This window comes from Pseudomonas agarici (assembly GCF_001543125.1).
Classification (GTDB): domain Bacteria; phylum Pseudomonadota; class Gammaproteobacteria; order Pseudomonadales; family Pseudomonadaceae; genus Aquipseudomonas; species Aquipseudomonas agarici.
Genome location: NZ_CP014135.1, coordinates 3,673,337 through 3,699,055 on the forward strand (window position 1 = coordinate 3,673,337; position 25,719 = coordinate 3,699,055).

Genomic DNA, 25,719 nt, shown 5'->3' on the forward strand with positions numbered 1-25,719 from the left:
CCTGCCGTTCGAGCTCACGGGCGCGGTTTCACGCTGGAGCCTGCGATTTGCCAATCACGCCACGCAAATGGCGGCGCTCGAATCCCTGACCGACATCATTGTGCATGTGCAATACAGCGCTAGTGGCCTGTACGGTGAGTTCGTTAGCTCAAGTTCGGATGCCATAAGTCCATGGCCAAGGCGCTGTGACGAGTCATAGCCGGGCTATGGCGAGGAACGACAACGCTGGCCAGGGGCTTGTGGCACCGAAATTGACTCATAGACCTAACCACACAGGCCACTAGGTCGGCTCCAAGATAAGAAAAGAGCCTTGAAAGGCTCTTTCCTGGACAGCGGTTCGATTGAAGCGCTTAGTCGAACACACCGAAAGTCATGTAGCTGAACCACGAACGGTTGCTGTTGCTACCTTGGGCTTCATGCTGCTCTTCTTCAACAGCGTCTCCTTCAGCCGGTTTCAGGTCTGCCGGAATCGCATCCTTGGCATCCTGGAACTGTTTGAGTACGTCTTGGTTGGCGCGGGTTTCTCCCGGTGGCAGCGGCGGACGGGATTCGATCAGGCCCAGAGTGGCCTTGCTCAGCCAGGAACGGTTGTCCGCCTTGGCGACGCGTGGCACGAACTGGCCGTCGACCAGGCTTGGATGGTCTGGATAGTTGGTTTTCAACACCTCCAGGCTGCTGCTGGCCAGTTCGTCCAAGTGCAGGTGCTGGTAGGCCTCGACCATCACCGCCAGACCGTCACCGACCGAAGGGGTTTCCTGGAAGTTTTCCACCACGTAGCGACCCCGGTTGGCCGCCGCGACGTAGGCTTGACGAGTCAGGTAGTAGTCGGCCACGTGGATTTCGTAGGAGGCCAGCAGGTTGCGCAGATAAATCATGCGCTGCTTGGCATCCGGTGCGTAGCGGCTGTTGGGGTAGCGGCTGGTGAGCTGGGCGAATTCGTTGTAGGAGTCGCGGGCGGCACCTGGGTCACGCTTGGTCATGTCCAGCGGCAGGAAGCGCGCCAGCAGGCCCACGTCTTGGTCGAAAGAGGTCAGCCCCTTGAGGTAGTAGGCATAATCCACGTTCGGGTGCTGTGGGTGCAGGCGGATAAAACGCTCCGCCGCGGATTTGGCCGCTTCCGGCTCAGCGTTCTTGTAGTTGGCGTAGATCAGTTCGAGTTGGGCTTGGTCGGCATAGCGGCCGAACGGGTAACGCGACTCCAGGGCCTTGAGCTTGGTGGTGGCGCTGGTATAACTGTGGTTATCCAGGTCGGTCTGCGCCTGCTGGTACAGCTCGACTTCGCTCAGGTTTTCGTCAACGACTTCCTTCGATGAGCAAGCAGCGGTCAGTGCGAGGATGGCGATCAGCAGCAGGTGTTTCACTTGCATGGCGGCTTGCGTCCCTATGACGGCCGCTGTCTTGAGCGGAGCCGTCCTGTTATGATGAGTGCCCCGTTGAAAGCCTCAGGGCAAAAGACGCCGTATTTAACCACAAGCGCGCAGCCGAAACCAAAGGCTGTGCCGACGCCCAGTCCGAGCATGTCCGATAAAATTGAACTTCGCGCAGAGGTGCCATCCGAACTGGGTGGCCAACGCCTCGATCAAGTTGCCGCACAACTATTCGCCGAGCACTCGCGTTCGCGCCTTTGTGCCTGGATCAAAGACGGTCGCCTGACAGTGAATGGAGCGGTCATTCGCCCGCGAGACATCGTCCACGGCGGAGCCGTTCTTGAGCTGACCGCCGAGCAAGAAGCGCAGGGAGAATGGATCGCCCAGGACATCGAGCTCGATATCGTCTACGAAGACGACGATATTTTGGTCATCAACAAGCCAGCGGGCCTGGTGGTGCATCCAGCCGCCGGGCATGCCGATGGCACCTTGCTCAACGCCTTGCTGCACCATGTGCCGGATATCATCAACGTACCGCGCGCGGGCATCGTACACCGCCTGGACAAGGACACCACCGGCCTGATGGTCGTGGCCAAAACCATCCAGGCGCAGACGCAACTGGTCACACAGTTGCAGAGTCGCAGCGTCAGCCGCATCTATGAATGCATCGTGATCGGCGTGGTGACGGCGGGTGGCAAGATCAACGCGCCGATTGGTCGGCACGGCCAGCAGCGCCAGCGCATGGCAGTGATGGAGGGCGGCAAGCAGGCGGTGAGCCATTACCGCGTACTTGAGCGTTTCCGCTCCCATACCCACGTTCGAGTGAAGCTGGAAACCGGTCGCACCCACCAGATTCGTGTGCATATGGCCCACATCAACTTCCCGTTGGTCGGTGATCCGGCCTATGGCGGACGTTTCCGGATTCCCCCGGCGGCGAGCATGACCATGGTCGAGTCGTTGAAAAGTTTTCCGCGTCAGGCCCTGCATGCACGCTTCCTGGAACTGGACCATCCGACGACGGGTCAACGCATGAGCTGGGAATCGCCACTGCCGGACGATTTCGTCTGGTTGCTGTCGCTGCTCAAGCAGGATCGCGAGGCGTTCATCGGGTGAGTGACTGGCTGATTCCTGACTGGCCCGCGCCGGCGAGGGTCAGGTCCTGCGTCACCACTCGGGCGGGCGGTGTCAGCCTGGCACCGTTCGATAGTCTGAACCTGGGCGATCATGTCGATGACGACCCGATTGCGGTCGCGGAAAATCGCCGACGCCTCAATGACGCTTTTGCTATCCAGCCGGCGTGGCTGCGCCAGGTGCATGGGGTGGTGGTGGTCGAGGCTGATCCTGCGGTCACCGCCGAGGCCGATGGCAGTTGGACCGCAACGCCAGGGATTGCCTGTACGGCGATGACTGCCGATTGCCTTCCGGCCTTGTTCTGTGATCGTGCCGGTAGCCGTGTAGCGGCGGCTCATGCTGGTTGGCGCGGCCTGGCGGCAGGTGTACTGGAAGCGGCCGTCGACAGCCTTGATGTGCCCGCCTCCGAGATTCTGGTCTGGCTTGGTCCGGCCATCGGTGCGCAAGCTTTTGAAGTCGGGGCTGAGGTCCGCGAGGCCTTTACCTCAAGCCATCCGCAAACCATCGAGACCTTTGTGCCCAGTCGCAACGCCGGGCGCTTCATGGCGGACATCTATGCCTTGGCGCGCGTGCGTCTGGCGGCATGTGGCATCACTTCGGTGCATGGTGGCGGCTTCTGTACGGTTTCCGATCCGCGCTTCTATTCCTATCGGCGCAGCCCGCGCACCGGTCGTTTCGCTTCGCTGATCTGGCTCGAAGGCTAGTGGCCTGCGTGGCCGTCGAGCTTGAGCTAACGAGCTAACCTTACAGACCACTAGACTCTGTTGATCTGCGTCAACCTTCCGACGCTTGAAACTCCAGGAGTCGACCGCATCTATAGAGGTATCTGGCAGGTTTTTTTCATTCAGGTGTGTCCATCGCTCCGGCCTGCTCAAAAGGAAGGTGAAAAATGCGTATAGACCGATTAACCAGCAAATTGCAGTTGGCATTATCCGATGCTCAGTCCCTGGCCGTGGGGCTCGATCATCCGGCCATCGAGCCTGCCCACTTGATGCAGGCGTTGCTGGAGCAGCAGGGCGGCTCGATCAAACCCCTGCTGATGCAGGTAGGCTTCGAGGTCAATAGCCTGCGCAAGGCGTTGAGCAAAGAGCTCGACCAATTGCCGAAAATCCAGAATCCTACCGGCGACGTGAACATGTCGCAGGATCTTGCGCGCCTGCTGAACCAGGCCGACCGGCTGGCCCAGCAGAAAGGCGATCAGTTTATCTCCAGCGAGTTGGTGTTGCTCGCCGCGATGGACGAGAACAGCAAGCTCGGCAAGTTGCTGCTGGGCCAGGGCGTCAGCAAGAAGGCGCTGGAGAACGCGATTACCAACCTGCGCGGTGGCGCGGCGGTCAATGACGCCAACGTCGAGGAGTCGCGCCAGGCCCTGGACAAATACACCGTCGACCTGACTAAACGCGCCGAAGAGGGCAAGCTCGATCCGGTGATCGGGCGTGACGACGAAATCCGTCGCACCATCCAGGTCTTGCAACGGCGGACCAAGAACAACCCGGTGTTGATCGGTGAGCCCGGCGTGGGCAAGACTGCCATCGCCGAAGGCCTGGCCCAGCGCATCATCAATGGCGAAGTCCCGGATGGCCTGAAAGGCAAGCGCCTGTTGTCGCTGGACATGGGCGCGCTGATTGCCGGGGCGAAATACCGGGGCGAGTTCGAAGAGCGCCTGAAGTCGCTGCTCAATGAACTGTCGAAGCAGGAAGGGCAGATCATTCTGTTTATCGACGAATTGCACACCATGGTCGGCGCCGGCAAGGGCGAAGGCTCGATGGATGCTGGCAACATGCTCAAACCGGCGTTGGCTCGCGGCGAGCTGCACTGCGTTGGAGCGACCACGCTCAACGAGTATCGCCAATATATAGAGAAGGACGCGGCCCTCGAACGGCGTTTCCAGAAGGTACTAGTGGACGAGCCGAGCGAGGAGGACACGATTGCCATCCTGCGCGGCCTGAAAGAACGGTATGAGGTGCACCACAAGGTGGCGATCACCGACGGCGCGATTATCGCTGCGGCTAAGCTCAGCCATCGCTACATCACCGACCGCCAGTTGCCGGACAAGGCCATCGACCTGATCGATGAAGCTGCCAGCCGCATCCGCATGGAAATCGACTCCAAGCCGGAAGTGTTGGATCGTTTGGAGCGTCGTCTGATTCAGCTCAAGGTCGAATCCCAGGCGCTGAAGAAAGAAGACGACGAAGCGGCGATCAAGCGCCTGGAAAAACTCCAGGAAGAAATTATCCGCCTGGAGCGCGAATACGCCGATCTGGAGGAAATCTGGACCTCGGAAAAAGCCGAGGTGCAGGGTTCCGCGCAGATCCAGCAAAAAATCGAGCAGTCGCGCCAGGAGCTCGAAGCTGCCCGCCGCAAGGGCGACCTCAACCGCATGGCCGAACTTCAATACGGGGTTATCCCTGACTTGGAGCGCAGCCTGCAGATGGTCGACCAGCACGGTCACAGCGAAAACCAGTTGCTGCGCAGCAAAGTGACCGAAGAGGAGATTGCCGAGGTCGTCTCGAAGTGGACCGGCATCCCGGTGTCGAAGATGCTAGAAGGTGAGCGCGACAAGCTGTTGAAGATGGAAAGCCTCCTGCATCAGCGCGTCATCGGTCAGGACGAGGCGGTGGTGGCGGTTGCCAACGCGGTGCGGCGCTCCCGTGCCGGGTTGTCCGACCCGAATCGACCAAGCGGTTCATTCATGTTCCTCGGGCCGACCGGCGTGGGCAAGACCGAGCTGTGCAAAGCCCTGGCCGAGTTCCTATTCGATACCGAAGAGGCGATGGTACGCATCGATATGTCCGAGTTTATGGAGAAACACTCCGTGGCTCGCCTGATCGGGGCGCCACCGGGCTATGTGGGCTATGAAGAAGGCGGTTACCTGACCGAGGCGGTGCGTCGCAAGCCATACTCCGTCATCCTGCTGGACGAGGTCGAGAAGGCTCATCCCGATGTGTTCAATATCCTCTTGCAGGTGCTGGAGGATGGCCGGCTGACGGACAGTCATGGTCGTACCGTGGACTTTCGCAATACGGTCATCGTGATGACCTCCAACCTGGGCTCGGTGCAGATCCAGGAGTTGGTCGGTGATCGCGAGGCGCAGCGGGCAGCGGTAATGGACGCGCTGGGTAGCCATTTCCGGCCGGAGTTTATCAACCGGGTCGACGAAGTGGTGATCTTCGAGCCATTGGCGCGGGATCAGATCGCGGGTATCACCGAGATCCAGCTGGGACGCCTGCGTGGGCGCCTGGCCGAGCGCGAATTGAAACTGCAACTGAGCGACGAGGCCATGGACAAGCTGATTGCTGTCGGTTACGACCCGGTCTATGGCGCACGGCCGCTTAAGCGGGCGATCCAGCGCTGGATCGAAAACCCGTTGGCCCAATTGATCCTGTCGGGACGCTTTATCCCAGGGGCGAGCGTCATGGGCACGGTGGAAAACGATGAAATCGTCTTTGCCTGAGTCATTGCGGCACTGACGGGGAAAGAGCTTCGTGATCGCGGGGCTTTTTTTCGATAGGGCGTTGAACTCAAAGAAAAAGGCTTGTAAAGTGCGCCCCGCAGTACAGTCACCCCGGATTTTCTCTCTAGGGAAATTCCTGAAAAAAGATTGCAAATCATTGTCTTGAAAGCAATTTAAGGGGTTGACAGAGTGGTTTAAGGTTGTAGAATAGCGCGCCTCAGACACACGAACGCAGTGATGCGAGCGAGTCGAAGAGCCAGCTTTCAGCGATGAAAGTGAGCGTTAGCTGTAAAAGTTGTAACTTGAAATATGCAGTTCCGTGATAGCTCAGTCGGTAGAGCAAATGACTGTTAATCATTGGGTCCCAGGTTCGAGTCCTGGTCACGGAGCCAATTTCAAATCGGGGTATAGCGCAGTCCGGTAGCGCGCCTGCTTTGGGAGCAGGATGTCAGGAGTTCGAATCCCCTTACCCCGACCATTTTTGGGTCGTTAGCTCAGTTGGTAGAGCAGTTGGCTTTTAACCAATTGGTCGTAGGTTCGAATCCCACACGACCCACCATTTTTGAAACCAGCTAGCGCTGGGATCGAATCTTAAGATCAGAAGCCAAAAGCGCTGATCGAGGAAAGCGCCTTTTAATTTCAAACTAAAAGGTGCTTTTTTTTTACCGGGGTATAGCGCAGTCCGGTAGCGCGCCTGCTTTGGGAGCAGGATGTCAGGAGTTCGAATCCCCTTACCCCGACCATATACAAAAAAAAGCATCCGTCAGGGTGCTTTTTTTTTGCGTTCAAACTCAAGAAATGGGCCAGGATGACGGGCTATTCATCCCCCTATCGCCATGCTAAAACCTGCTTTTGTTCCTATCCTTGTAGTACCTCGGTCTTGTAGAGCCTTGGTGCAAACAGGAGTACTGCCGCGCTTTTGATTCAACCAGCGGTCCTTATCGACATCAGCAGTAAGGTTTTCCCATGAAGGCGGTAATTCTGGCGGGTGGGCTGGGTACGCGTATTTCCGAAGAGTCTCATCTGCGTCCCAAGCCGATGATCGAGATCGGTGGCAAGCCAATTCTCTGGCATATCATGAAGCTCTATTCCTACTATGGGATCAATGACTTCGTGATTTGCTGCGGTTACAAAGGCTATGTGATCAAGGAATATTTCGCCAACTACTTCATGCATATGTCCGATGTCACCTTCGACATGTCCAATAACAGCATGGAAGTGCATCAACGCTATGTTGAGCCATGGCGCGTGACCCTGGTCAATACCGGCGAGGACACCCTGACAGGGGGGCGCCTGAAGCGTGTTCGCGAACACCTTGGCAACGAGCCGTTCTGCTTTACCTATGGCGATGGTGTGTCGGATGTGAATATCCGTGAGCTGATCGATTTTCATCATGCCCATGGCAAGCCCGCCACGGTAACCGCCATCCAGCCGCCGGGACGCTATGGAGCCTTGAACCTGCAGGACGGCCAGGTCAATAGTTTCCAGGAAAAACCCGCTGGTGACGGTGCCTGGATCAATGGCGGTTACTTTGTGCTTGATCCGGCAGTCATTGATTATATCGTCGATGATCAATCCAGTTGGGAGGCTGAGCCGCTGATGCAGTTGGCGGAAGAAGGCAACCTCATGGCCTATCAACACCATGGCTTCTGGCAGGCGATGGATACCTTACGAGACAAGAATCACCTCGAGGACTTGTGGAGCAAAGGTAATCCACCCTGGAAGCACTGGGCATGAAACAGTTCGGTGAGCGCTATCGAGGCCGCAGGGTCTTGCTGACCGGGCATACGGGGTTCAAGGGCAGTTGGCTGGCGACTTGGCTTTGCGAACTCGGTGCGCAGGTCACGGGGTTCGGTCTGGCTCCCGAGAGCGTCCCGGCTCACTGGGACCTGTTGAACAATCCCTTGGTTGACTGGCGTGGCGATATCCGTGATCAGGCAGTGGTGCGCAGCGCGTTCGAGCAGGCTCAACCGGAAATCGTTTTCCACCTGGCTGCCCAGGCACTGGTCAGGCGCTCGTACCGTGATCCGTTGGAAAGCTGGTCGACCAATGTAATGGGCACCGCGAACGTCCTTGAAGCCTGCCGGCAGACGCCCAGCGTGCGCGCGGTGGTGGTGATCACCACGGACAAGGTGTATGCCAATAATGAGTGGCCTTGGGGCTATCGTGAAAATGACCGTCTTGGCGGTCATGATCCCTATAGCGCCTCCAAGGCCGCCAGTGAACTGGTTGTCGATAGCTATCGCAAGGCCTTCTGGGGCGGCGATGATGCGCCACTGATCGCCTCGGCGCGTGCCGGCAATGTCATCGGTGGAGGGGATTGGTCCGAGGATCGCCTCATTCCCGATCTGGTCAAGGCGGTGCGAGCTGGCCAATCGCTGGAAATCCGCTCTCCTGAGTCGACCCGTCCCTGGCAGCATGTGCTCGAATGCCTGTCCGGTTATCTTTTGCTCGGCCAACGCCTTCTGGCGTCTGACCAATCGGCGGCGGGCGCCTGGAACTTTGGCCCCGCCGCGCAAGACAATCGAACCGTCGCGCAGGTACTCGCCGGGCTACGGCTGCATTGGCCCGAACTTTCCTGGCATACGACGGCGGCGCAGCAGCCCCACGAAGCCAACCTGCTTTACCTCGACTGCGCACAAGCACGAGCGCGCTTGGCCTGGCAGCCGGTCTGGACCCTGGAGCAGAGCCTGGAAATGACCGCCGATTGGTATCGTCATCAGTCCACCACGGGGCAGGCAATCACCCGTGAGCAACTGGAACGATATGTCAACGCCGCAGCAGAGGCGGGTTGTATCTGGATCGACTCATGAATATTCGGCCCACGCCCATAGATGGCGCACTGGTGGTCGAAACCCAGCCTTATCAGGATCACCGCGGCGCGTTCAGCCGTTTGTTTTGCGAAAAGAGTCTGGCCCAGGCTTTAGGCGAGCAACGTATTGTGCAGATTAATCATTCGCGCACGGCCAGCGTAGGGGCGGTGCGTGGCTTGCATTTCCAGCAGGCTCCGCATGCCGAGATGAAGATGGTCCGTTGCCTGAAGGGGCGTGTCTGGGATGTTGTTGTGGATTTGCGCGTCGACTCGCCGACATTTCTGCGCTGGCATGCCGAGGAACTGAATCCCCAGACCGCGCGCATGCTGGTCATTCCACAAGGCTGTGCCCATGGTTTCCAGGTGCTGGAGGCCGATAGTGAATTGCTCTACCTGCACACGGCTTTCTATGAACCGGCAGCCGAGGGCGCCGTCCGTTATGACGATCCTCGGGTCGGAATCACCTGGCCGTTGCCTGTGACCGATCTCTCCGAGCGCGACAAGCATCACGCTTTGCTATCCAACGAATTTGCCGGACTTCATGTATGAAATGTCGCCATTGTTGTGAGCCGCTACAGCACACTTTTCTCGATCTCGGCTTTGCCCCGCCCTCCAATTCGTATCTGAGCGAGGCACAGTTGAGTGCGCCGGAGATTTACTTTCCGCTGAAGCTCAAAGTGTGTGAGCACTGCTGGTTGGTCCAGACCGAAGATTACGCTCAGGCAGACCTGTTCTTCTCCAAGGACTATGCCTACTTCTCATCGACTTCGAGCAGTTGGCTGGCCCACGCAAGCGCCTATTCGAAAGCCATGATCGAGCGCCTGGCGCTTGGGCCTGACAGTTTCGTGATCGAGGTGGCCTCCAATGACGGCTATTTGTTAAAGAATTTTCTGGCTGCCGATATCCCGTGCCTGGGCATCGAACCGACTGCCAGCACCGCCGCCGCCGCGCAAGAAATGGGTATCGAGGTGTTGCGTGAGTTCTTCGGCGAGATCCTGGGCAAGCGACTCGCCGACGAGGGTCGCCAGGCGGATTTGATCGCAGGCAATAACGTGTTTGCCCATGTGCCGGATATCAATGATTTCACCCGTGGACTGAAAGCGGCCTTGAAGCCGCAGGGCACCATTACCCTCGAGTTTCCGCATCTGATGCGCCTGATTCAGCATGCTCAGTTTGATACGGTGTATCACGAGCACTTTTCCTATCTGTCGCTCTATACCGTGAAGCGGATCTTTACCCAGGCCGGCTTGCGGGTCTGCGATGTCGAAGAGTTGCCGACCCATGGCGGTAGCCTGCGGGTGTATGGCTGTCATGTCGAAGACCTTCGTGGCGACAGCGATGAGGTCGTTCGTGTGCTGGACGCCGAGGCGCGGTTTGGTTTGCGCGGGCTTGAGGTCTATCAAGATTTTCAAGGACGGGCCGATGCAGTCAAGAATGGCTTGCTCGGTTTCCTGATCGAACAAAAGCGGGCGGGTCGGCAGGTCGTCGCCTATGGCGCCGCGGCAAAGGGCAACACGCTGTTGAATTATGCGGGCGTCAAGCCCGACCTTTTGTCCTACGTCTGTGATGCCGCGCCGTCCAAGCAAGGCAAGTATCTGCCGGGCAGCCATATCCCGGTGTATTCGCCGGAGAAACTCAAGGAAACCCAACCCGATACAGTGGTGATTTTGCCTTGGAATATCGCCGATGAAGTGATCGGCCATCATCGCTATGTAAGAGATTGGGGAGGGCAGTTCGTTGCCGCCATTCCCACGTTGGAGGTCAAATGAGCGAGCGGATTTTCTACACCAAGCCGTCGATTACCGAATTGGAAGTCGAGTACGCCGCCGACGCCGCCAGAAATGGCTGGGGCGATAAATGCTACGAGTACATCGTGCGTTTCGAGAATGCGTTCAAGGCTCATCTCGGTGTTGATTATGCAATCGCTACCTCCAGCTGTACGGGTGCGCTGCACATGGGCATGGCGGCCCTGGACATAGGCCCCGGTGACGAAGTGATCATGGCGGACACGAACTGGATCGCGACCGTCGCACCTGTCGAGCACCTGGGGGCGATACCTGTATTCGTCGATATTCTTCCTGATACCTGGTGCATCGATCCTGAGCGGGTCGAAGCCGCCATCACGGTCAACACCAAGGCCATTGTTGCCGTGCACCTGTACGGCAACCTGTGTGATATGGACCGCTTGCTGGAAATTGGCCAACGCTACGGCATTCCCGTTATCGAGGATGCGGCCGAAGCGATCGGTTCGGAATATCACGGCAAGCGCGCCGGTAGCATGGGCACTTTTGGCAGTTTTTCCTTTCATGGCACGAAAACGCTGACTACCGGCGAGGGCGGCATGTTTGTCACCAACGATGCCGCGCTGTATGAAAAAGTGCTGACCCTGTCAAATCATGGCAGGGCAAGAGGGCAGCCCCGGCAATTCTGGCCGGACGTTGTCGGCTTCAAATACAAGATGTCGAATATTCAGGCCGCAATCGGTTGCGCCCAGATGGAACGCATTGAGGATCTGATCCAGCGCAAGCGGGAAATCATGGCGCTCTATCGGGAGCGACTCAAGCCGTACCCGGATATTGAGCTCAATGCCCAGTATGAAGGCACGGTTATCGGAGCCTGGATGCCGACGGTGGTGTTTGAAGAACAAGCCGGCATGAGTCGCGAACGGCTGCAGGCGGCCTTTAAAGCCGCCAATATCGATGCTCGGGTATTTTTCCATCCGCTCTCCAGCCTGCCGATGTTCGACGCACGGCCCGAGAATGTGAACGCCTATTCCATTCCGTTGCGCGCAATGAATCTGCCGAGTTATCACGACCTCACTATCGCTGAGCTAGAGCGGGTGTGCGCGGTTTTCTCGACGCTGTAAGCACTTCGAATCAATCGAGTGTTCATCGACCCTGATCCAGAGCGCACCATGAATAGAGACTTGAAGCCAGAGCAGATCGCCGAGTTTGAACACAAGGGTGTTTTGATCATTCGGAATTTTTATGACGAGGTCGATATCGATGCAGTCCAGCGCGGTATCTACAACGTCATCGGTCAGGTCATGCTCAGGCATGGTATTGCGGACCTGCGAGGGGCTTATGACCCGCGGGCATTCGACAAGGGATTTCTGGACCTGATCAAGGTAAATCGTGCCTGGGGCGGTGAGGTCTATGACGCCGTGAAGCAGATTCCCGCATTCATGCGCCTGGTCGCCCATCCGCGCCATGAGGCGCTGTTTTCGGCGTTAAGGCAGGGCTCTATCCCCGGCATCGCGGCGGGAGGGTATGGCATCCGTATCGATTGCCCGTTCGAAGACAAATATCGCGCGATGTGGCATCAGGAATATCCGGCCCAACTGCGCAGTGTCGATGGGCTGGTTTTCTGGAGCCCTCTGGTCAGTGTGACAGAGGCTTTGGGGCCGGTGGTATTTTGTCCTGAGTCGCATAAGCTGGGGGCTTTGCCTGTTTGCAATGCCGACCCGGAAGGTGCTGGCCGTACCGGAGCTTACGCGTTGATGATCAAGGATGAGCAACAGTACCTGCAGAGGTACAGTCAAATCGCCCCGCTGACTTCACCCGGTGATCTGGTCGTTGTCGACTTCATGCTCTTGCATTGCTCTGGTTATAACAAAAGTGACAGAGCGCGCTGGTCCATGCAGTTCAGATATTTCAATTTCGCAGATCCCGTCGGTCGTTCGCACGGCTGGAAAGGGTCCTATGCGGCGGGCGTTGATTTTCGCACCGTACATCCAGAATTATTTCACGCGGAGTAAACAATGATGCACTGCAATGTTTGTCTCACTGAGCTCGAGAAGCCTATCTATACGGCCAGCTCGAATCAGTCCCTGACTTCGCTGTGTGAGCTTCGCGATGGGCAAGTCAATGTTTGGTCGTGCCCGCTGTGCGCGCATCTGCGCAGCGAGGCGTTTGCCGACACGGTTGCTTATTATGAATCCGATTACAGGATTCTTCTGAGTGATGAAGAAGAAGATCAGATCTATGAGGTCAAGGACGGCGAAATTGTCTACCGTACCGACCATCAGATCGCTACCTTGCTGGGCAAGCTGAACCTACCTGAAGGTGCCAGGGTTCTTGACTACGGGTGCGCCAAGGCCTCCACGCTGAAAAAATTGGGTGGTGTGCGTAGCGACTTGAACATTCATTTGTTCGATGTCAGTTCCATGTACAAGGAGTACTGGGAGAAGTTCATCAGTCGCGAAAAGTACGCGATCCATACGACACCTCAATCCTGGGCCTCCAGCTTTGACGTACTGACCTCCTTCTTCGCCCTGGAACATATTCCTCAGCCGGTCGAGACGGTAAAGAAGGTTCACGCCTTGCTCAAGGACGGCGGGGTGTTCTATGGCATCGTTCCCGACACTTTCGGCAATGTCGCGGATTTTGTCGTGATTGATCACGTCAACCATTTCACTACGCCGTCGCTGGCTCATTTGCTCGACGCGGCCGGATTTACCGATATCCAGATCGACGACAGCGCACACCGGGGGGCTTTGGTCTTTACCGCCCGCAAGGGCCGCCAGCAGCCGATGACTGTCGATATCGCTGAAACGCTCAAGCAGTCGCAGTCGCTGGCTCATTATTGGGAGTCGGTCAATCAGCGGATTTTCGAAACTTCGAAAGCCAACGCCGGTATCACCAAGGCCATTTACGGTTCGGGTTTCTATGGTGCTTATATCGCGAGCGCCATGAGCGATTTCGATAACGTCAGTTGTTTCCTGGATGCCAGTCCTTTCCAGCAGGGGAAAGAACTGTTCGGCAAGCCAATCCTTGCTCCCGAGTCTTTGCCCCTGGATGTGAAAGTACTGTATGTGGGTTTGAATCCCAGTATTGCCCACGCGGTCATCAACGGCTTGGGTTGGCTGCGGGACCGTGATATTTCCCTGGTGTATCTAGACGGGCAAGCAGCATGATCGTCGGGAAAAATGTTCTTCTGCGGACCTGGAAAGAGGCGGACCTGCCTCTGTTGCGCGATATGCGTAACGATATCGCCTTACAGGCGCAATTATTGGCCCGTGCGCGGGGCAGTGACGAAAGCCAGGTACGTGAATGGCTGAAAGGCTTTTCAAGCGCCAACGACAGCTTCATGTTTATTCTGGCGGATCCTGGCGATGACTCGGCACTGGGTTTTGTGCAGTTCAAGAATACCGATTTTGTCAGCCGCAATACGGAGCTGGGCATTTGCCTGGCTGCCCCCGCCCAAGGGCGCGGGATCGGCCCTGAGGTGCTAGCTCTGGCCAGTGCCTACCTGCGCGATACCTGGGGACTGGGCAAGATCTGGCTGAAGGTCAGGGGCGACAATGGCGCGGCAATCAGATGCTATGAAAAAGCTGGCTTCAAGCACTGTGGAAAACTCTCGAATCACGTGTTCATTTCCGGTGCCTGGCAGGACGTGGTGCTTATGGAACTCTTTTTGAGCTAAGTGAATTATGAACATCGTCATTTCGCAATCAATGCTTTTTCCATGGGTAGGACTTCTGGAACAAGTCCGCCTGGCCGACGTATTTGTGCACTACGACGACGTGCAGTTTTCCAAGGGCAGCTTCGTCAATCGAGTACAGATCAAGACGCCGCAGGGTATGCGCTGGATGACGGTTCCGCTGGTGGATCTTCATCTTGGACAAAAGATCAATGAAGTGCAGGTGCCACCCAGCGAGCAATGGCGGGATACTCACCTGGCATTGCTGGAAAGCAGCCTGGCGAATGCGCCCTTTCGTCGTGACGCCCTTGAACTCGTCGAAGGACTCTACGCGGTGGATTACCGCAATATCGGAGCGCTGGCCCGCGCATCCTTGATGGCGTTGGTCAAGTATTTTGGCTTGGATAGCCATTGCCGCTTCATTGACGTGGAGTCGCTGGATATCCCGGGAAGCAGCAGCGATCGTGTCCTTCGTGTGGTCAAAAGCCTGGACGGGGACACATACATTACAGGCCATGGTGCCTGCCGCTACCTCGATCACGAACTGTTCGAACGTTCGGGGGTGGCCGTTGAATACATGGCTTATAACTGCACACCTTACCCCCAGGCCCACGGCGATTTTACGCCGTATGTATCTGCCCTGGACCTGGTGGCGAACTGCGGCAAGCTTGGGCTTGAGTCTATAAAATCCGCAACTACAGATTGGAGAAGCTTTAAAAATGAACCCGCATGAGCAGTTTCGTCAGGAAGTCGCAGAGAACATTGAAGCACTGGGAGCCGACACCGATCTGCAAGCGTTGTCCCGGGTCTGGGTTCGCGAGATCAGCCGACACAAATGGGCCTATAACTTTTCCTGGTTCGGTCGCCCGGCCATCCAGTTCCCCAACGATACCTGGGCGATGCAGGAACTGATCTGGGATATTAAGCCGGACCTGATCATCGAAACCGGGATCGCCCATGGCGGGTCATTGATTTTCAGTGCCTCGATGCTGGCGATGCTTGATTATTGCGAGGCAGTCGAGCAGGGCACCCCCCTTGATCCGCGTGCTAGCAAGCGTCGAGTGCTGGGTATCGATATCGATATTCGCCAGCACAACCATGAGGCGATCAAAGCGCACCCGATGTCGCACATGATTGAAATGATCCAGGGTTCGAGCATCGATGACGCTACGATCTCCAAGGTTCGGGAATACGCGAAAGGTTACAAACGCGTATTGGTCTGCCTGGACTCCAATCATACCCATGATCATGTGTTGGGTGAGCTTGAGGCTTATGCTGATCTGGTGAGCGTCGGTAGCTATTGCGTCGTCTTCGATACCTTGATTGAAGATATGCCGGTGGATTTGATCCAGGATCGCCCGTGGGGTCCGGGAAACAGCCCGAAAAGTGCGGTAAAAGATTATTTGAAGCAACATCCTGAATTCGAGATCGATAAGAAGATCGATCATAAATTGCAAATCAGCGTGGCCCCGGATGGGTTTTTGAAGCGCGTTAGGTAGGGTTGGGGCGACAAGAGGCTCCGAGCAGTCTGGTCGCCAAACTTACTGTTGAGCGGTTGATGTGACAATTACCTTAAAAGACCGCATGCCCCCAACGCGACTCGTGAGGGCACACAACCCATCAGTGCAATTTCAACCGTGGATCGGTCCCGCGCCCGATCCGACTGCCGAGCATCAGCATCAACGTGCGAAAGGTGCCATACAGCGCCATCTGGTGCATGCGATACAGCGACACGTAGAACATCCGCGCCAGCCAGCCTTCCAGCATCACGCTGCCGGTCAGGTTACCCATCAGGTTGCCGACGGCGGAGAATTTCGACAGTGAAATCAGTGAGCCGTAGTCGGTGTAGCGGTACTCCGGCAAGGTCTTGCCTTCGATCCGCAGCTTCAGCGATTTGGCCAGCAACGACGCCTGTTGATGCGCCGCTTGCGCACGTGGCGGCACATTGCGGTCGCTGCCAGGTTGCGGACAGGCCGCGCAATCGCCAAAGGCGAAGATGTTTTCGTCGCGGGTGGTTTGCAGCGTCGGGAGCACCTGGAGCTGGTTGATCCGGTTGGTTTCCAGGCCGTCGATGTCCTTCAGGAAGCCCGGCGCGCGGATTCCGGCTGCCCAGACTTTGAGGCTCGCCGCAATCACCTGGCCATCAGCGGTGATCAGGCTTTCGGCGGTCACTTCGCTGACCGAGGCGTTGGTCATGACCCGGACCCCGAGCTTTTCCAGGGTCTTATGCACGGGGCCGCCGATCCGCTCTGGCAGGGCGGGCAGCACCCGTGGCCCGGCTTCGACCAGGGTGATATGCATGTTTTCCGGCTTGATCCGGTCCAGGCCATAGGCGGCCAGCTCATGGGCTGCGTTGTGCAGTTCGGCGGCAAGCTCCACGCCGGTGGCACCGGCGCCGACAATGGCCACGCTGATCATTTGCTCTGGCGCATCAAGGTTGCCGGCATGGGCACGCAGGTAGTGATTGAGCAGTTGCTGGTGGAAGCGTTCGGCCTGTTTGCGGGTGTCGAGGAACAGGCAGTGCTGGGCGGCGCCCTGAGTACCGAAATCGTTGGTGGTACTGCCCACGGCGATCACCAGGGAGTCATAGCCCAACTCGCGGGCGGGTAGCAATTCCACGCCGTTTTCATCATAGGTCGCGGCCAGTTGGATCTTTTTTCCAGCGCGATCAAGCCCGCTCATGCGCCCCAGTTGGAACTCGAAGTGGTTCCATTTCGCCTGGGCGACATAATTGAGTTCGTCTTCCGAAGAGTTCAGGGAGCCGGCGGCCACTTCGTGCAGCAACGGTTTCCAGATGTGTGTCAGATTCGCGTCGACCAGCACGACGCTGGCCGTGCCGCGCTTGCCCAGGGTTTTACCCAGGCGGGTCGCCAACTCCAGGCCGCCAGCGCCGCCGCCGACGATCACAATACGATGGTTCATGGGGATATCTCGCAAGGCTAAAGGAAATCTGTGCTTGCGTTATCCGCGCGAGCGCGAGGCAGCTCATAGCGCCAGATAACTCAAGAGGCGGCTCAACAGGCCCAAACCGATCACCACGACCAGCACCACCAGCAGGAGCATCCACGGCCGGAAAGGCCGGCGCTCGACTTGGTGCTGGGAGAGTTGCAGGTACTCTTCGACATGCTTCTGGTCGTCCGGGTTCAGGCGGCTGCTCATAAAAAGGCCTCGTCAGGTAGACGTAACTGGATAGGTAAACGCTACATAGTAGGAGCTTACACTATGGTTCACAGGCTGATACCGACATCGAAGACAATGCTGCGCCCGAGGTTGCCGCGCAGAAAATCCGGCGCATCAGGGTGGGCGAACAGCACTCGGGCGAAAGTCGGGCCCACCAGCGATAGCGAGCGCCAGCCCTGGCGCAGGTATTCGGTGGGCGGTGGGAAGTGGCTGTTGAGGTCCAGCACTTCGCGTTTCAGGCTGGCGAAGGCGATGATGTCCAACTCGCTGAGGTCCAGGCCACGTTCCTGGTAGTTGTGGCTTTTTTTGCGCAGGGTCGGTGCCAGGCGTTGCAGCAATTCAGCAGCAGGAATACGCCGGGGCTTGGCCTCTCGGCGCACTAGCTGACTCAGGGAGAAAGCGCTGCGTCGGCGCTGCAGCTCTTCACGCCATTCGTCGTTGAGGCGACGGCCTTCGTCGAGGACGAAAAATACTTCGAAGCACGCATCGCGAAACAGCACATCCGGCGGTTCCTGCCCGGCGGGATGAAAGTCTTCGTTGCGGTAGGGTACATTCAGCCCTTGCAGGAGGCGTTGGCAGACCCAACGCTCACGCTCCCATTTACGGGCATTGGAGAGAAACGTGTTGGCTTGCTCGGCCTGGATGGTCAGCAAACGTAAGAAGTCTGAGTCGTCCATGGCCCAAGCTTAGCGTCGAAATCATCATCGCTGGTAGTGCATCGAAGATTTTGTCGGTGCGGATCGCCGCCAGGCTCGGTGTAGACTGTAGGACCTACGCACAAAGGGCGTCTCAGGGGTGACGGAGGTGGTTTCATGATCGGTGCGCAACTGCTGTCGTCCGCCACCCTGGTCAGTGGCTGGCTGATTTATGTGCCGGTGGTGTTCTGGGCGGTCTGGCGCTCCCCCTGGGTCGAGCTGTTCACCGACAGCCGGCGCCAGCACTTGCTGTTCGGCACGGTGTTCGCGTTGTTCCTGCTCTGGCTGGTACGGCGTGACTTCGACAGTGGTGTGTCTTATCACTTTATCGGCCTGACCGCCGTCACCTTGCTGCTGGATTGGCCGCTGGCGATTGTCGCGGGCCTGGTGGCGCAACTTGGACTGGTCCTGCTCGGACGCCAGGATCTGGCGGCCCTGGGGGTCAACGGTACATTGTTGATCCTGCTGCCGGTGCTGGTAACGCAAGCCTGCGCGGTCCTGGTGGAGCGCGCTCAGCCGCGAAATCCCTTTGTGTATATCTTCTGTTCGGGTTTTTTTGCTACCGCCCTGGCGGCGCTGCTCTGCCTGCTGTCGGGCCTGGCGCTATTGTGGTTCGACGAGCGTTTCGCCATGCCGGAGTGGCTGGGGGACTTTATCGGCTACCTCTGGCTGATCATTTTTCCCGAGGCCTTTATCAACGGCCTGGTGATCAGTGCGCTGGTGGTGTTTTGCCCGCAATGGCTGGAGACCTTCAACCGCACACGTTACCTGTCTGCGCCGTGGAAGGACCACGAGCCGCCCGGAGGCTCGCGTTGACCGGTATCGTCGGTCGGTACCCAGCGGCTTGATCGGGTGCGCTAGCGCTATATGCGCCCTCTGATCAGCTCAGTGGGCGCGAGGTGGCAGATCGTCGCAGAACAGGTCGTCTTCGGCATCCGGGCCGACGGCAATCTTGTGTTCCTCCGAGGCCCAGGCGCCTAGATCGATCAGCTTGCAGCGATCGGAGCAGAAGGGCCGGTTGGCATTGGTTGTGCTCCACTCCACGGGGGCGCCGCAGGTCGGGCACTCGACGGTCAGGGATTGGCTCATGATTGGCCTCCATTCAAGGTAAGGTAAAAGGTGTGCAGGCGTTCGACTTCGCTGTGTAGCCAGGCGAGATCGCGGTCGTTGACCAGCACATCGTCGGCGTGTTTCAGCCGTTCCTCGCGACTGGCCTGGGCCTTGAGGATGGCTTGCACTTGTTCTTCGCTGGTCTGGTCACGTCGCAGGGTGCGTTGAACCTGTAGCGTCTGCGGCGCGTCGATGATCAGTAGGCGTTGGGTCGTGGCGTACTGGCCTGACTCGATCAGCAAGGGTGAAACCAGGATCGCGTAGGGCGATTGCGCGAGGGCCAGATGGCTGGCGACTTCCTCGGCGATTAGCGGATGCAGCAGTGCTTCCAGCCAGCGTCGTTGTTGGGCGTCTGCGAAAATCAGCTCGCGCAAGGCACCGCGATCCAGTTGGCCATTGGCTTGCAGCACGCCAGAGCCGAAGTGTTCGAGGATCTTCAGTAACGCCGGGCGCCCAGGCTCCACCACCCAGCGGGCGGCTTGATCGGCATCCACGGCATGAATGCCAAGGTCGATAAAGTGTTGGGTCGCCGCGCTCTTGCCGCTGCCGATACCGCCGGTAAGACCGAGAATCCAGGGTTTTGCAACAGATGTGGTCATTTGAACCCGGCAAATTGCAGATAGGAAGCCGTTATTTGACCACCCCAGAGCAGAGCAATCCAGCCGGCTATCGCCAGATAGGGACCAAAGGGTATCGGGGTCGAGGCATGGGCATTGCGCAAGCGTAGCAGTATCAGCCCCAGTACCGCGCCCAGCAGCGATGACAGCAGGATCGTCAGCGGCAGAATTTGCCAACCGCCCCAGGCGCCGAGCATCGCCAGCAACTTGAAGTCACCGTGGCCCATGCCTTCCTTGCCGGTCAGCAACTTGAACACCCAGTACACCGACCACAGGCTCAGGTAGCCGGCGACAGCGCCCCAGAGCGCGTCGTCCAGGGTGGTGAAGATCGCGAAGTGGTTAGCGATCAGGCCCAACCAGAGCAGCGGCAGGACCAGAGCGTCGGGCAGCAATTGATGATCGGCGTCGATCAGGCTCATGGCCAGCAGGCCCCAGGTCAGCACCAGCATCAGGCCGGCGGGCCAACCGAAACCAAACTGCCAGGCGATAAAGGCCGAGAGCAGGCCACAGGCCAGTTCGGTCAGCGGGTAGCGCTTGCTGATAGGCGCCTGACAGCTTGAGCAGTTGCCGCGTAGCAGGGCGTAACTGATCAGCGGCAGGTTTTCCCAGGCGCGGATCCGGTGATTGCAATGCGGGCAATGGGAGTGAGGCAGTAGCAGGTTGTAGGTCGCAGCGAGGTCGGGCTGGGGAAGGCCGAGGACCTCATGGGCTTGTGCACGCCAATCGCGTGTGAGCATCTTCGGCAAGCGCCAGATAATGACATTGAGAAAGCTGCCGACAATCAGGCCGAGCATCAGCGCGAATAAAACAAAGGCCGGCGGGTGGTTGGTCAGGTATTCGGGTAGGGACATCTAGACCACATTGCCTAGCTGGAAGATTGGAAGGTACATGGCAATGACCAAGCCGCCGACAATAATGCCCAGCACTGCCATGATCATCGGTTCCATGAGGCTAGTCAGGCTATCGACGATGTTATCGACTTCGCCCTCATAGTAACTGGCTACCTTGTCGAGCATATCATCCAATGCACCGGACTCTTCGCCAATTGAGGTCATCTGAATCGCCATGTTTGGGAATACGCCGGTGGCACGCATGGAGAAATGCAGTTGCATGCCTGTCGAGACATCTTGCTTGATGCGGTTAACAGCATTTCTGAACACAATATTCCCCGTTGCTCCCGCTACGGAATCAAGAGCCTCCACCAAGGGCACACCGGCTGCAAAGGTTGTCGACAGTGTGCGGGCGTATCGTGCGACTGAGGATTTATAAATCAATCCGCCGATTATAGGAAGCTTAAGCATGCTTCTATCTAACCAGTTTCGAAAGCGTTCCGAGCGTTCATGAAGACGTTTGAACAAAAAGCTGCTGCCCACGATCGACGCGATGACCACCCACCACCACTGTTGGAGAATTTCCGAGAGGCCGATGACCATTAATGTAAAGGCAGGTAGTTGTGCGCCGAAACTGGCAAAAACGGTCTGAAATTGCGGTACCACTTTTATAAGCAAAATACCGGAAACAATGATTGCCACAATGACCACTGCAATAGGGTAGGTCATCGCTTTTTTTATCTTTGCTTTCAGCGCCTCGGTTTTTTCTTTATAGGTGGCCACGCGCTCCAGCAAACCTTCAAGAGCACCCGCCTGCTCTCCCGCGTCGACCAGGTTGCAATACAATTCGTCGAAGTACTCCGGTTTTTTGCGCAGAGAGGTTGCAAAGCTATTTCCGGAAGAAACTTCCTGTTTGATATCGTCAACCAGCTTGCGCATGTTTGGGTTATCGAAACCCTCGCCGATAATGTCGAATGATTGCAAGAGCGGTACGCCTGCTTTCATCATGGTAGCCATCTGTCGGGTGAACAGAGCGATGTCCAAGGGTTTTATGCGTTTGCCCTTGCTGAAGATCGAACTGCTTTTTTTCCGTACCTTGATCGGATTGATGCCTTGTTTGCGTAGCTGAGCTTTGACCAGCGCGGGGTTGTGACCGCTGAGTTCACCGGTGATCTTCGTACCCTTTTTATCTTTACCTTCCCAGGCATAAACGCTGACTTTTGCTACTTTGCTTGCCATGGCTTAGTCCTTGGTGACCCGGTTGACTTCTTCCAGGCTGGTCAGCCCTTGCATGGCTTTGCGCAAGCCTGAGGTACGAAGGTCGTTGAAGCCTTCCTTGCGCATCTGGGTGGCGATTTCAATCGAGTTGCCTTCGGCCATGATCAGCCGTTGCAGGTTAGCGGTGTTCTTTACCACTTCGTAGATCCCGACGCGGCCTTTGTAGCCACCGTTGCATTGATCGCAACCGACAGCTTCATAGATCTTGAATTTGCCGAGTTGCTCTGCCGGAAAACCTTCCTTGAGCAAGGCTTCCTCGGGAATATCAATTTCCTTTTTGCAGTTTAGGCATAACTTACGTGCCAGGCGCTGGGCGATGATCAGGCTGACCGAAGTGGCGATGTTGAAGCCGGGAATACCCATGTTCTGCAGGCGGGTCAGGGTTTCCGCCGCGCTATTGGTGTGCAGGGTTGAAAGCACCATATGGCCTGTTTGGGCGGCCTTGATCGCGATCTCGGCGGTTTCCAGGTCGCGGATTTCGCCGACCATGATCACATCCGGGTCCTGGCGTAGAAACGAGCGCAGCGCCTGGGCGAAGTCGAGCCCCTGTTTCGGGTTGACGTTAACCTGATTGATGCCTTCCATGTTGATCTCAACCGGGTCTTCGGCGGTGGAGATATTGATATCCACGGTGTTAAGGATATTCAAGCCGGTATACAACGAAACCGTTTTACCGGAACCAGTGGGGCCGGTGACCAGGATCATTCCCTGCGGCTGTTTCAGCGCCGCCATATAAAGGTCCTTCTGATCCGGTTCGTAGCCCAATGCGTCGATACCCATTTGTGCGCTGGAAGGGTCGAGGATGCGCATAACGATCTTTTCGCCCCACAGGGTCGGCAGCGTGTTGACCCGGAAATCGATGGTTTTGGTTTTCGAGATGCGCATCTTGATGCGCCCGTCTTGTGGCTTGCGCCGCTCGGAAATATCCAGGCTGGCCATTACCTTAATACGGGCGGCGATCCTGCTGGCGAGGTGGATAGGTGGCCTGGCGACCTCCCGCAACATACCGTCGGTGCGCAGACGCACGCGGTAGATCTTTTCATAGGGTTCAAAGTGCAAGTCCGAAGAGCCGCCTTTGATGGCATCCAGCAGCATCTTGTTGACGAAGCGGACCACCGGAGCATCATCGGCGTCTTGCCCCGCGATCTGTTCGTGTTTCTTGTCGTCTACCGATTCAATGTCCAGGCCTTCGAGGTCGACATCCGCCATTTCCTCCAAGCCGCTGGGGTGGCTGTCGAAGAGTTTATCGATGGCATCACTGAGCTTGTCGTCCTCTACCAGAATCGCTTCGGTAGTCAGGCCGGTGCTGAAGCGAATATCGGTAATTGCCTGATGATTGCTGGGATCGGAGATACCGACAAACAGCTTGTTGCCACGTCGCCATAAGGGCAGGACATGGTGCTGGCGGATCAGCTTTTCGCTGACCAGGCCTTTAGGTTGGCTTTCTTTGTCGAATGTGCTCAGGTCAAGCAGAGCGACCCCAAAGTGCTCCGAGGCAATTTCCGCCACCTGTCGGCTTTTGACCAGTTTATTTTGAACCAGATAGCTGACCAGGGATATGCGGTTGCGTTGGGCTTGCTGACAAGCCTGTTGAGCGTTTTTGTCGGTGATGAGCTCGGCTGCAACCAATTGCTTAGCTAGGCCAGAAAGAGCGATATCGTTCATTTTTGCACCAAACGCAAACAGTCGGACTCTTATAGCCTAGTCGGGCGGTGGCGCCAAATGGAGTGAAGACGGGTGACAAAAAATGTCAGATTTTGTTGTACGTCAGCAGCTCCTGTTTGGTTGCGAGGCGGCGGATCATCAGAATATCGAAATTTCAGTGGTTGGCATGCTGTGTGCTGCTAATCTGATAAGTCATGGGCTTTCTCCCACGCTTTGGAGGTAACGGATGAATCTACAAAAAGGTTTTACGCTGATCGAACTGATGATCGTCGTAGCGATCGTTGGTATTTTGGCTGCGGTCGCGATCCCGGCATACCAAAACTATACATACAGAGCAAAATTTGCCGAAGTTGTGTCGGTGGCCAACACCTATCAAACTGCCGTGGCAGCCTGCGCTCAGGAAAAGGGCACGGTGACTGGCTGCGCCTTGGGCACCAATGGGATACCAGCCACTGTCGCTACGACTCATGTGGCCAGCGTTGGTGTGACCGATGGAACAATAACGGTGACGCCGACCTCAACGACTAATGCAGGCTCGACTCTTATTCTCATCCCGGTCCTCGGTGCAGCCGCGCTGACTTGGAGCGTAGGCTCATCGAGCGGTTGTCTTTCAGCTCAGGGCAGCGCTCCGGCCTTGTGTAAGCTGACCGGTAGTTAATAGCGATATTTTTGGCGTTTTTAGAGTAAGCGCCTTTTGGGGCGCTTATTTTATATCGATGATATTTGAGAGATCGCATGGTTTTTTCTAGGCTCAATGGTCGATGGGAAATGCTATGTTGTTTTTTTATATATCTTGTCGTTATTTGCATTTCTAGTTCTGGTCATGACCTTCAGCGCGTTGGGCAACTGCTGGTTGGCCTTCTCTGTTTATGCTTTCTTTGGCGCAAAAGAAGCAAGGACGACAGCTTTTTTCGTGAGCCATCCTGCTGTATTTTGATTATTTTGTTTTTGGCTGTTTTTTCTGCCATGGGTTCCCGGCAACCGACCTGGGCCTTTGTAGAAATATCTGTCGTGATTGTTGGTATTTTTATTTCATTGGCTTTTTTCAAAGCGAGGGTGTGTGAAGGAGAAGAGTTTGACAGGTGGTTTTTGTGGTTCTTGATTTTTTTGTGCGCAGCTAAGGGCAGCCAGTTTTTTATTGTGCTTGTATCTTTTTTTGGAGAAGAGTCGAAGCATTTAGATACAGATCTTTTTATCGAGGGATTTTCCAACAAACGTTTCTACGGCCAATTCCAGACGTTCACTCTCCCGCTATTGGCGCTGCCGTTGTTACTGACGATCACCCGGCGCTTCAGCCAAATCGGGGTCTTTTCCCTCTTGAGCCTCTGGTGGCTTATTGCAATAACCGGCGGCACACGTGGCACCTGGCTTGGCATGAGTGTGGCGGCCTGCGTGTTGTTTATCGCCGGTCGCTCCGGTAGACGCTGGATCACTTGGCAAATCCCTGCTGTCGCGACTGGTATTGCTCTCTACTGGCTCCTGTTCAGCGTTCTGACCGACTACCTTGGCATAGAGGTCAGCCACTTCGCGGGCGACCGCCTGACTACCTCCCTCTCGGGTCGCGGCCCACTCTGGCAGCAGGCCTGGGAGATGATCCGCGAGCGTCCGCTGCTCGGCTTCGGCCCCATGCACTTCGCCGATATCCACAACTCCATCGCCGCCCACCCGCACCAAGCTATCCTGCAATGGGCCAGCGAGTGGGGTATCCCTTCCACCTTGCTGGTGATGTGGCTGGTCGGTCGCGGACTCTGGGCAACCTTTCGCTTGATCCGCGAACGCGCTAATTCCAACGATCCGGTCGACCTGCTACGGGTCTGCCTGTTCGCCAGCCTGATCGGTGCCCTGACCCAATCCATGGTCGACGGAGTGATCGTCATGCCGTACTCCCAGCTCTGGCTATCCCTGGTGGTCGGTTGGTTGATGGGTATCCACGTGTGGAAGGGTGAGCCGACCGAAGCCAGCGCTTTAATACAGCGGTCGTGGATGGGGATCAGCACTGGCGCCGTGCTGTTGCTGGTCTACATCGCGATCCGCGATGGCCCCCACCTGGACGAGCGCAACAAGCTCTACCAAGAGCAATATGGCGGTCACTTCCAGCCGCGCTTCTGGACTCAGGGTGTGATTGCGATCAAGCCCGGATAGCTTGCTCCGCTCGTCGC

Annotated in this window: 26 protein-coding genes and 4 tRNA genes; 21 read left to right on the forward strand and 9 right to left on the reverse strand. The window is 57.0% G+C overall.

What is annotated here, in order from left to right; translation table 11 throughout:
• Nucleotides 1–199: Tc toxin subunit A-related protein (locus AWM79_RS25305; protein ID WP_167375432.1), on the forward strand; the 199-nt coding region annotated here is incomplete at its 5' end.
• 151 nt (nucleotides 200–350) lie between these two features.
• On the opposite strand, the gene AWM79_RS16120 is transcribed toward AWM79_RS25305, so the two are convergent.
• Nucleotides 351–1,367, reverse strand: coding sequence for an outer membrane protein assembly factor BamD (locus AWM79_RS16120; RefSeq protein WP_017132842.1), 1,017 nt, complete (start codon nucleotides 1,365–1,367; stop codon nucleotides 351–353).
• A 150-nt stretch (nucleotides 1,368–1,517) separates the two neighbouring features.
• Between AWM79_RS16120 and rluD the strand changes: the two genes are divergently transcribed.
• From rluD to AWM79_RS16205, 17 genes are all read left to right on the forward strand, one after another.
• A complete protein-coding gene (gene rluD / locus AWM79_RS16125; protein ID WP_060783262.1) occupies nucleotides 1,518–2,480 on the forward strand; it encodes a 23S rRNA pseudouridine(1911/1915/1917) synthase RluD in 963 nt (320 codons plus the stop codon).
• Nucleotides 2,477–3,202, forward strand: a complete 726-nt coding sequence (gene pgeF, locus AWM79_RS16130; protein WP_060783263.1) for a peptidoglycan editing factor PgeF — start codon at nucleotides 2,477–2,479, stop codon at nucleotides 3,200–3,202. The genes rluD and pgeF overlap by 4 nt, the downstream gene beginning before the upstream one ends.
• Before the next feature lie 185 nt (nucleotides 3,203–3,387).
• On the forward strand, nucleotides 3,388–5,952 hold the full coding sequence (gene clpB / locus AWM79_RS16135; RefSeq protein ID WP_017132845.1) for an ATP-dependent chaperone ClpB: 2,565 nt from the start codon (nucleotides 3,388–3,390) through the stop codon (nucleotides 5,950–5,952).
• Between the two features lie 316 nt (nucleotides 5,953–6,268).
• A tRNA-Asn gene (locus AWM79_RS16140) sits at nucleotides 6,269–6,344 on the forward strand.
• A 9-nt stretch (nucleotides 6,345–6,353) separates the two neighbouring features.
• Nucleotides 6,354–6,430 (forward strand) — tRNA-Pro (locus AWM79_RS16145).
• A gap of 5 nt (nucleotides 6,431–6,435) precedes the next feature.
• Nucleotides 6,436–6,511, forward strand: a tRNA-Lys gene (locus tag AWM79_RS16150).
• A 107-nt stretch (nucleotides 6,512–6,618) separates the two neighbouring features.
• Nucleotides 6,619–6,695: transfer RNA gene (locus tag AWM79_RS16155), tRNA-Pro, on the forward strand.
• 223 nt (nucleotides 6,696–6,918) lie between these two features.
• On the forward strand, nucleotides 6,919–7,689 hold the full coding sequence (gene rfbF, locus AWM79_RS16160) for a glucose-1-phosphate cytidylyltransferase (protein ID WP_060783264.1): 771 nt from the start codon (nucleotides 6,919–6,921) through the stop codon (nucleotides 7,687–7,689).
• On the forward strand, nucleotides 7,686–8,765 hold the full coding sequence (gene rfbG, locus AWM79_RS16165; RefSeq protein ID WP_017132847.1) for a CDP-glucose 4,6-dehydratase: 1,080 nt from the start codon (nucleotides 7,686–7,688) through the stop codon (nucleotides 8,763–8,765). Before rfbF ends, rfbG begins: the two co-directional genes overlap by 4 nt.
• Nucleotides 8,762–9,313 carry a dTDP-4-dehydrorhamnose 3,5-epimerase gene (rfbC, locus tag AWM79_RS16170; protein ID WP_017132848.1) on the forward strand — a complete coding sequence of 184 codons (552 nt, stop codon included), beginning with the start codon at nucleotides 8,762–8,764 and terminating at the stop codon, nucleotides 9,311–9,313. Before rfbG ends, rfbC begins: the two co-directional genes overlap by 4 nt.
• Nucleotides 9,310–10,533 (forward strand): class I SAM-dependent methyltransferase, encoded by a 1,224-nt coding sequence (locus AWM79_RS16175; RefSeq protein WP_017132849.1) that lies wholly within the window; start codon nucleotides 9,310–9,312, stop codon nucleotides 10,531–10,533. The genes rfbC and AWM79_RS16175 overlap by 4 nt, the downstream gene beginning before the upstream one ends.
• Nucleotides 10,530–11,630 (forward strand): DegT/DnrJ/EryC1/StrS family aminotransferase, encoded by a 1,101-nt coding sequence (locus tag AWM79_RS16180; RefSeq protein ID WP_060783265.1) that lies wholly within the window; start codon nucleotides 10,530–10,532, stop codon nucleotides 11,628–11,630. Before AWM79_RS16175 ends, AWM79_RS16180 begins: the two co-directional genes overlap by 4 nt.
• Before the next feature lie 48 nt (nucleotides 11,631–11,678).
• Nucleotides 11,679–12,521 (forward strand): phytanoyl-CoA dioxygenase family protein, encoded by an 843-nt coding sequence (locus tag AWM79_RS16185; protein WP_060783266.1) that lies wholly within the window; start codon nucleotides 11,679–11,681, stop codon nucleotides 12,519–12,521.
• 3 nt (nucleotides 12,522–12,524) lie between these two features.
• Nucleotides 12,525–13,679 carry a class I SAM-dependent methyltransferase gene (locus AWM79_RS16190; protein ID WP_060783267.1) on the forward strand — a complete coding sequence of 385 codons (1,155 nt, stop codon included), beginning with the start codon at nucleotides 12,525–12,527 and terminating at the stop codon, nucleotides 13,677–13,679.
• Entirely contained in the window at nucleotides 13,676–14,188 is a 513-nt protein-coding gene (locus tag AWM79_RS16195) for a GNAT family N-acetyltransferase (RefSeq protein ID WP_017132852.1), read from the forward strand. The genes AWM79_RS16190 and AWM79_RS16195 overlap by 4 nt, the downstream gene beginning before the upstream one ends.
• A gap of 7 nt (nucleotides 14,189–14,195) precedes the next feature.
• Nucleotides 14,196–14,918, forward strand: a complete 723-nt coding sequence (locus AWM79_RS16200; RefSeq protein ID WP_060783268.1) for a WbqC family protein — start codon at nucleotides 14,196–14,198, stop codon at nucleotides 14,916–14,918.
• Nucleotides 14,905–15,684 (forward strand): cephalosporin hydroxylase family protein, encoded by a 780-nt coding sequence (locus AWM79_RS16205; protein ID WP_017132854.1) that lies wholly within the window; start codon nucleotides 14,905–14,907, stop codon nucleotides 15,682–15,684. Before AWM79_RS16200 ends, AWM79_RS16205 begins: the two co-directional genes overlap by 14 nt.
• A gap of 121 nt (nucleotides 15,685–15,805) precedes the next feature.
• Here the strand turns inward: AWM79_RS16205 and AWM79_RS16210 are convergent, their stop codons facing one another.
• The 3 genes from AWM79_RS16210 to AWM79_RS16220 all read right to left on the reverse strand — a co-directional run bounded on the left by AWM79_RS16210 (nucleotide 15,806) and on the right by AWM79_RS16220 (nucleotide 18,042).
• The gene (locus AWM79_RS16210; protein WP_017132855.1) at nucleotides 15,806–17,107 is read right to left on the reverse strand and encodes an NAD(P)/FAD-dependent oxidoreductase; all 1,302 of its coding nucleotides are present in this window, start codon (nucleotides 17,105–17,107) and stop codon (nucleotides 15,806–15,808) included.
• A gap of 63 nt (nucleotides 17,108–17,170) precedes the next feature.
• Nucleotides 17,171–17,344 carry a DUF3094 family protein gene (locus tag AWM79_RS16215; RefSeq protein ID WP_017132856.1) on the reverse strand — a complete coding sequence of 58 codons (174 nt, stop codon included), beginning with the start codon at nucleotides 17,342–17,344 and terminating at the stop codon, nucleotides 17,171–17,173.
• A 68-nt stretch (nucleotides 17,345–17,412) separates the two neighbouring features.
• The gene (locus AWM79_RS16220) at nucleotides 17,413–18,042 is read right to left on the reverse strand and encodes a DUF1780 domain-containing protein (protein ID WP_017132857.1); all 630 of its coding nucleotides are present in this window, start codon (nucleotides 18,040–18,042) and stop codon (nucleotides 17,413–17,415) included.
• 135 nt (nucleotides 18,043–18,177) lie between these two features.
• Between AWM79_RS16220 and AWM79_RS16225 the strand changes: the two genes are divergently transcribed.
• Nucleotides 18,178–18,876, forward strand: a complete 699-nt coding sequence (locus AWM79_RS16225) for an energy-coupling factor ABC transporter permease (RefSeq protein WP_060783269.1) — start codon at nucleotides 18,178–18,180, stop codon at nucleotides 18,874–18,876.
• A 69-nt stretch (nucleotides 18,877–18,945) separates the two neighbouring features.
• Here AWM79_RS16225 and yacG read toward each other — a convergent pair whose 3' ends face one another.
• The 5 genes from yacG to pilB are packed head-to-tail and all read right to left on the reverse strand — an operon-like array spanning nucleotide 18,946 to nucleotide 23,560.
• Nucleotides 18,946–19,149 carry a DNA gyrase inhibitor YacG gene (yacG, locus tag AWM79_RS16230; RefSeq protein ID WP_017132859.1) on the reverse strand — a complete coding sequence of 68 codons (204 nt, stop codon included), beginning with the start codon at nucleotides 19,147–19,149 and terminating at the stop codon, nucleotides 18,946–18,948.
• Nucleotides 19,146–19,769: a dephospho-CoA kinase gene (gene coaE, locus AWM79_RS16235; protein ID WP_060783270.1), complete on the reverse strand. Its 624-nt coding sequence runs from the start codon at nucleotides 19,767–19,769 to the stop codon at nucleotides 19,146–19,148. The genes yacG and coaE overlap by 4 nt, the downstream gene beginning before the upstream one ends.
• Complete coding sequence (locus tag AWM79_RS16240; protein ID WP_017132861.1) at nucleotides 19,766–20,638, reverse strand: prepilin peptidase; 873 nt, start codon at nucleotides 20,636–20,638, stop codon at nucleotides 19,766–19,768. The genes coaE and AWM79_RS16240 overlap by 4 nt, the downstream gene beginning before the upstream one ends.
• The gene (locus AWM79_RS16245) at nucleotides 20,639–21,856 is read right to left on the reverse strand and encodes a type II secretion system F family protein (protein ID WP_017132862.1); all 1,218 of its coding nucleotides are present in this window, start codon (nucleotides 21,854–21,856) and stop codon (nucleotides 20,639–20,641) included.
• A 3-nt stretch (nucleotides 21,857–21,859) separates the two neighbouring features.
• Nucleotides 21,860–23,560, reverse strand: coding sequence for a type IV-A pilus assembly ATPase PilB (gene pilB / locus AWM79_RS16250; protein ID WP_060783271.1), 1,701 nt, complete (start codon nucleotides 23,558–23,560; stop codon nucleotides 21,860–21,862).
• A gap of 226 nt (nucleotides 23,561–23,786) precedes the next feature.
• Here pilB and AWM79_RS16255 point away from each other — a divergent pair, with 226 nt between their 5' ends.
• Together AWM79_RS16255 and AWM79_RS16260 are read left to right on the forward strand one after the other, a co-directional pair.
• Complete coding sequence (locus AWM79_RS16255; RefSeq protein WP_017132864.1) at nucleotides 23,787–24,218, forward strand: pilin; 432 nt, start codon at nucleotides 23,787–23,789, stop codon at nucleotides 24,216–24,218.
• A 77-nt stretch (nucleotides 24,219–24,295) separates the two neighbouring features.
• Complete coding sequence (locus tag AWM79_RS16260; protein WP_051000651.1) at nucleotides 24,296–25,702, forward strand: O-antigen ligase family protein; 1,407 nt, start codon at nucleotides 24,296–24,298, stop codon at nucleotides 25,700–25,702.
• Nucleotides 25,703–25,719 lie beyond the last annotated feature (17 nt).

Coding starts and splice junctions, on each gene's coding strand:
- AWM79_RS16200 (WP_060783268.1), top strand. CDS start 14,196: ATGAACATCGTCATTTCGCAATCAATGCTTTTTCCATGGGTAGGACTT.
- AWM79_RS16225 (WP_060783269.1), top strand. CDS start 18,178: ATGATCGGTGCGCAACTGCTGTCGTCCGCCACCCTGGTCAGTGGCTGG.
- AWM79_RS16120 (WP_017132842.1), bottom strand. CDS start 1,367: ATGCAAGTGAAACACCTGCTGCTGATCGCCATCCTCGCACTGACCGCT.
- rfbF (WP_060783264.1), top strand. CDS start 6,919: ATGAAGGCGGTAATTCTGGCGGGTGGGCTGGGTACGCGTATTTCCGAA.
- clpB (WP_017132845.1), top strand. CDS start 3,388: ATGCGTATAGACCGATTAACCAGCAAATTGCAGTTGGCATTATCCGAT.
- AWM79_RS16255 (WP_017132864.1), top strand. CDS start 23,787: ATGAATCTACAAAAAGGTTTTACGCTGATCGAACTGATGATCGTCGTA.
- AWM79_RS16215 (WP_017132856.1), bottom strand. CDS start 17,344: ATGAGCAGCCGCCTGAACCCGGACGACCAGAAGCATGTCGAAGAGTAC.
- AWM79_RS16195 (WP_017132852.1), top strand. CDS start 13,676: ATGATCGTCGGGAAAAATGTTCTTCTGCGGACCTGGAAAGAGGCGGAC.
- AWM79_RS16180 (WP_060783265.1), top strand. CDS start 10,530: ATGAGCGAGCGGATTTTCTACACCAAGCCGTCGATTACCGAATTGGAA.
- yacG (WP_017132859.1), bottom strand. CDS start 19,149: ATGAGCCAATCCCTGACCGTCGAGTGCCCGACCTGCGGCGCCCCCGTG.
- AWM79_RS16260 (WP_051000651.1), top strand. CDS start 24,296: ATGGTTTTTTCTAGGCTCAATGGTCGATGGGAAATGCTATGTTGTTTT.
- AWM79_RS16220 (WP_017132857.1), bottom strand. CDS start 18,042: ATGGACGACTCAGACTTCTTACGTTTGCTGACCATCCAGGCCGAGCAA.
- rluD (WP_060783262.1), top strand. CDS start 1,518: ATGTCCGATAAAATTGAACTTCGCGCAGAGGTGCCATCCGAACTGGGT.
- AWM79_RS16240 (WP_017132861.1), bottom strand. CDS start 20,638: ATGTCCCTACCCGAATACCTGACCAACCACCCGCCGGCCTTTGTTTTA.
- rfbC (WP_017132848.1), top strand. CDS start 8,762: ATGAATATTCGGCCCACGCCCATAGATGGCGCACTGGTGGTCGAAACC.
- rfbG (WP_017132847.1), top strand. CDS start 7,686: ATGAAACAGTTCGGTGAGCGCTATCGAGGCCGCAGGGTCTTGCTGACC.
- coaE (WP_060783270.1), bottom strand. CDS start 19,769: ATGACCACATCTGTTGCAAAACCCTGGATTCTCGGTCTTACCGGCGGT.
- AWM79_RS16175 (WP_017132849.1), top strand. CDS start 9,310: ATGAAATGTCGCCATTGTTGTGAGCCGCTACAGCACACTTTTCTCGAT.
- AWM79_RS16190 (WP_060783267.1), top strand. CDS start 12,525: ATGATGCACTGCAATGTTTGTCTCACTGAGCTCGAGAAGCCTATCTAT.
- AWM79_RS16205 (WP_017132854.1), top strand. CDS start 14,905: ATGAACCCGCATGAGCAGTTTCGTCAGGAAGTCGCAGAGAACATTGAA.
- AWM79_RS16245 (WP_017132862.1), bottom strand. CDS start 21,856: ATGGCAAGCAAAGTAGCAAAAGTCAGCGTTTATGCCTGGGAAGGTAAA.
- AWM79_RS16185 (WP_060783266.1), top strand. CDS start 11,679: ATGAATAGAGACTTGAAGCCAGAGCAGATCGCCGAGTTTGAACACAAG.
- AWM79_RS16210 (WP_017132855.1), bottom strand. CDS start 17,107: ATGAACCATCGTATTGTGATCGTCGGCGGCGGCGCTGGCGGCCTGGAG.
- pilB (WP_060783271.1), bottom strand. CDS start 23,560: ATGAACGATATCGCTCTTTCTGGCCTAGCTAAGCAATTGGTTGCAGCC.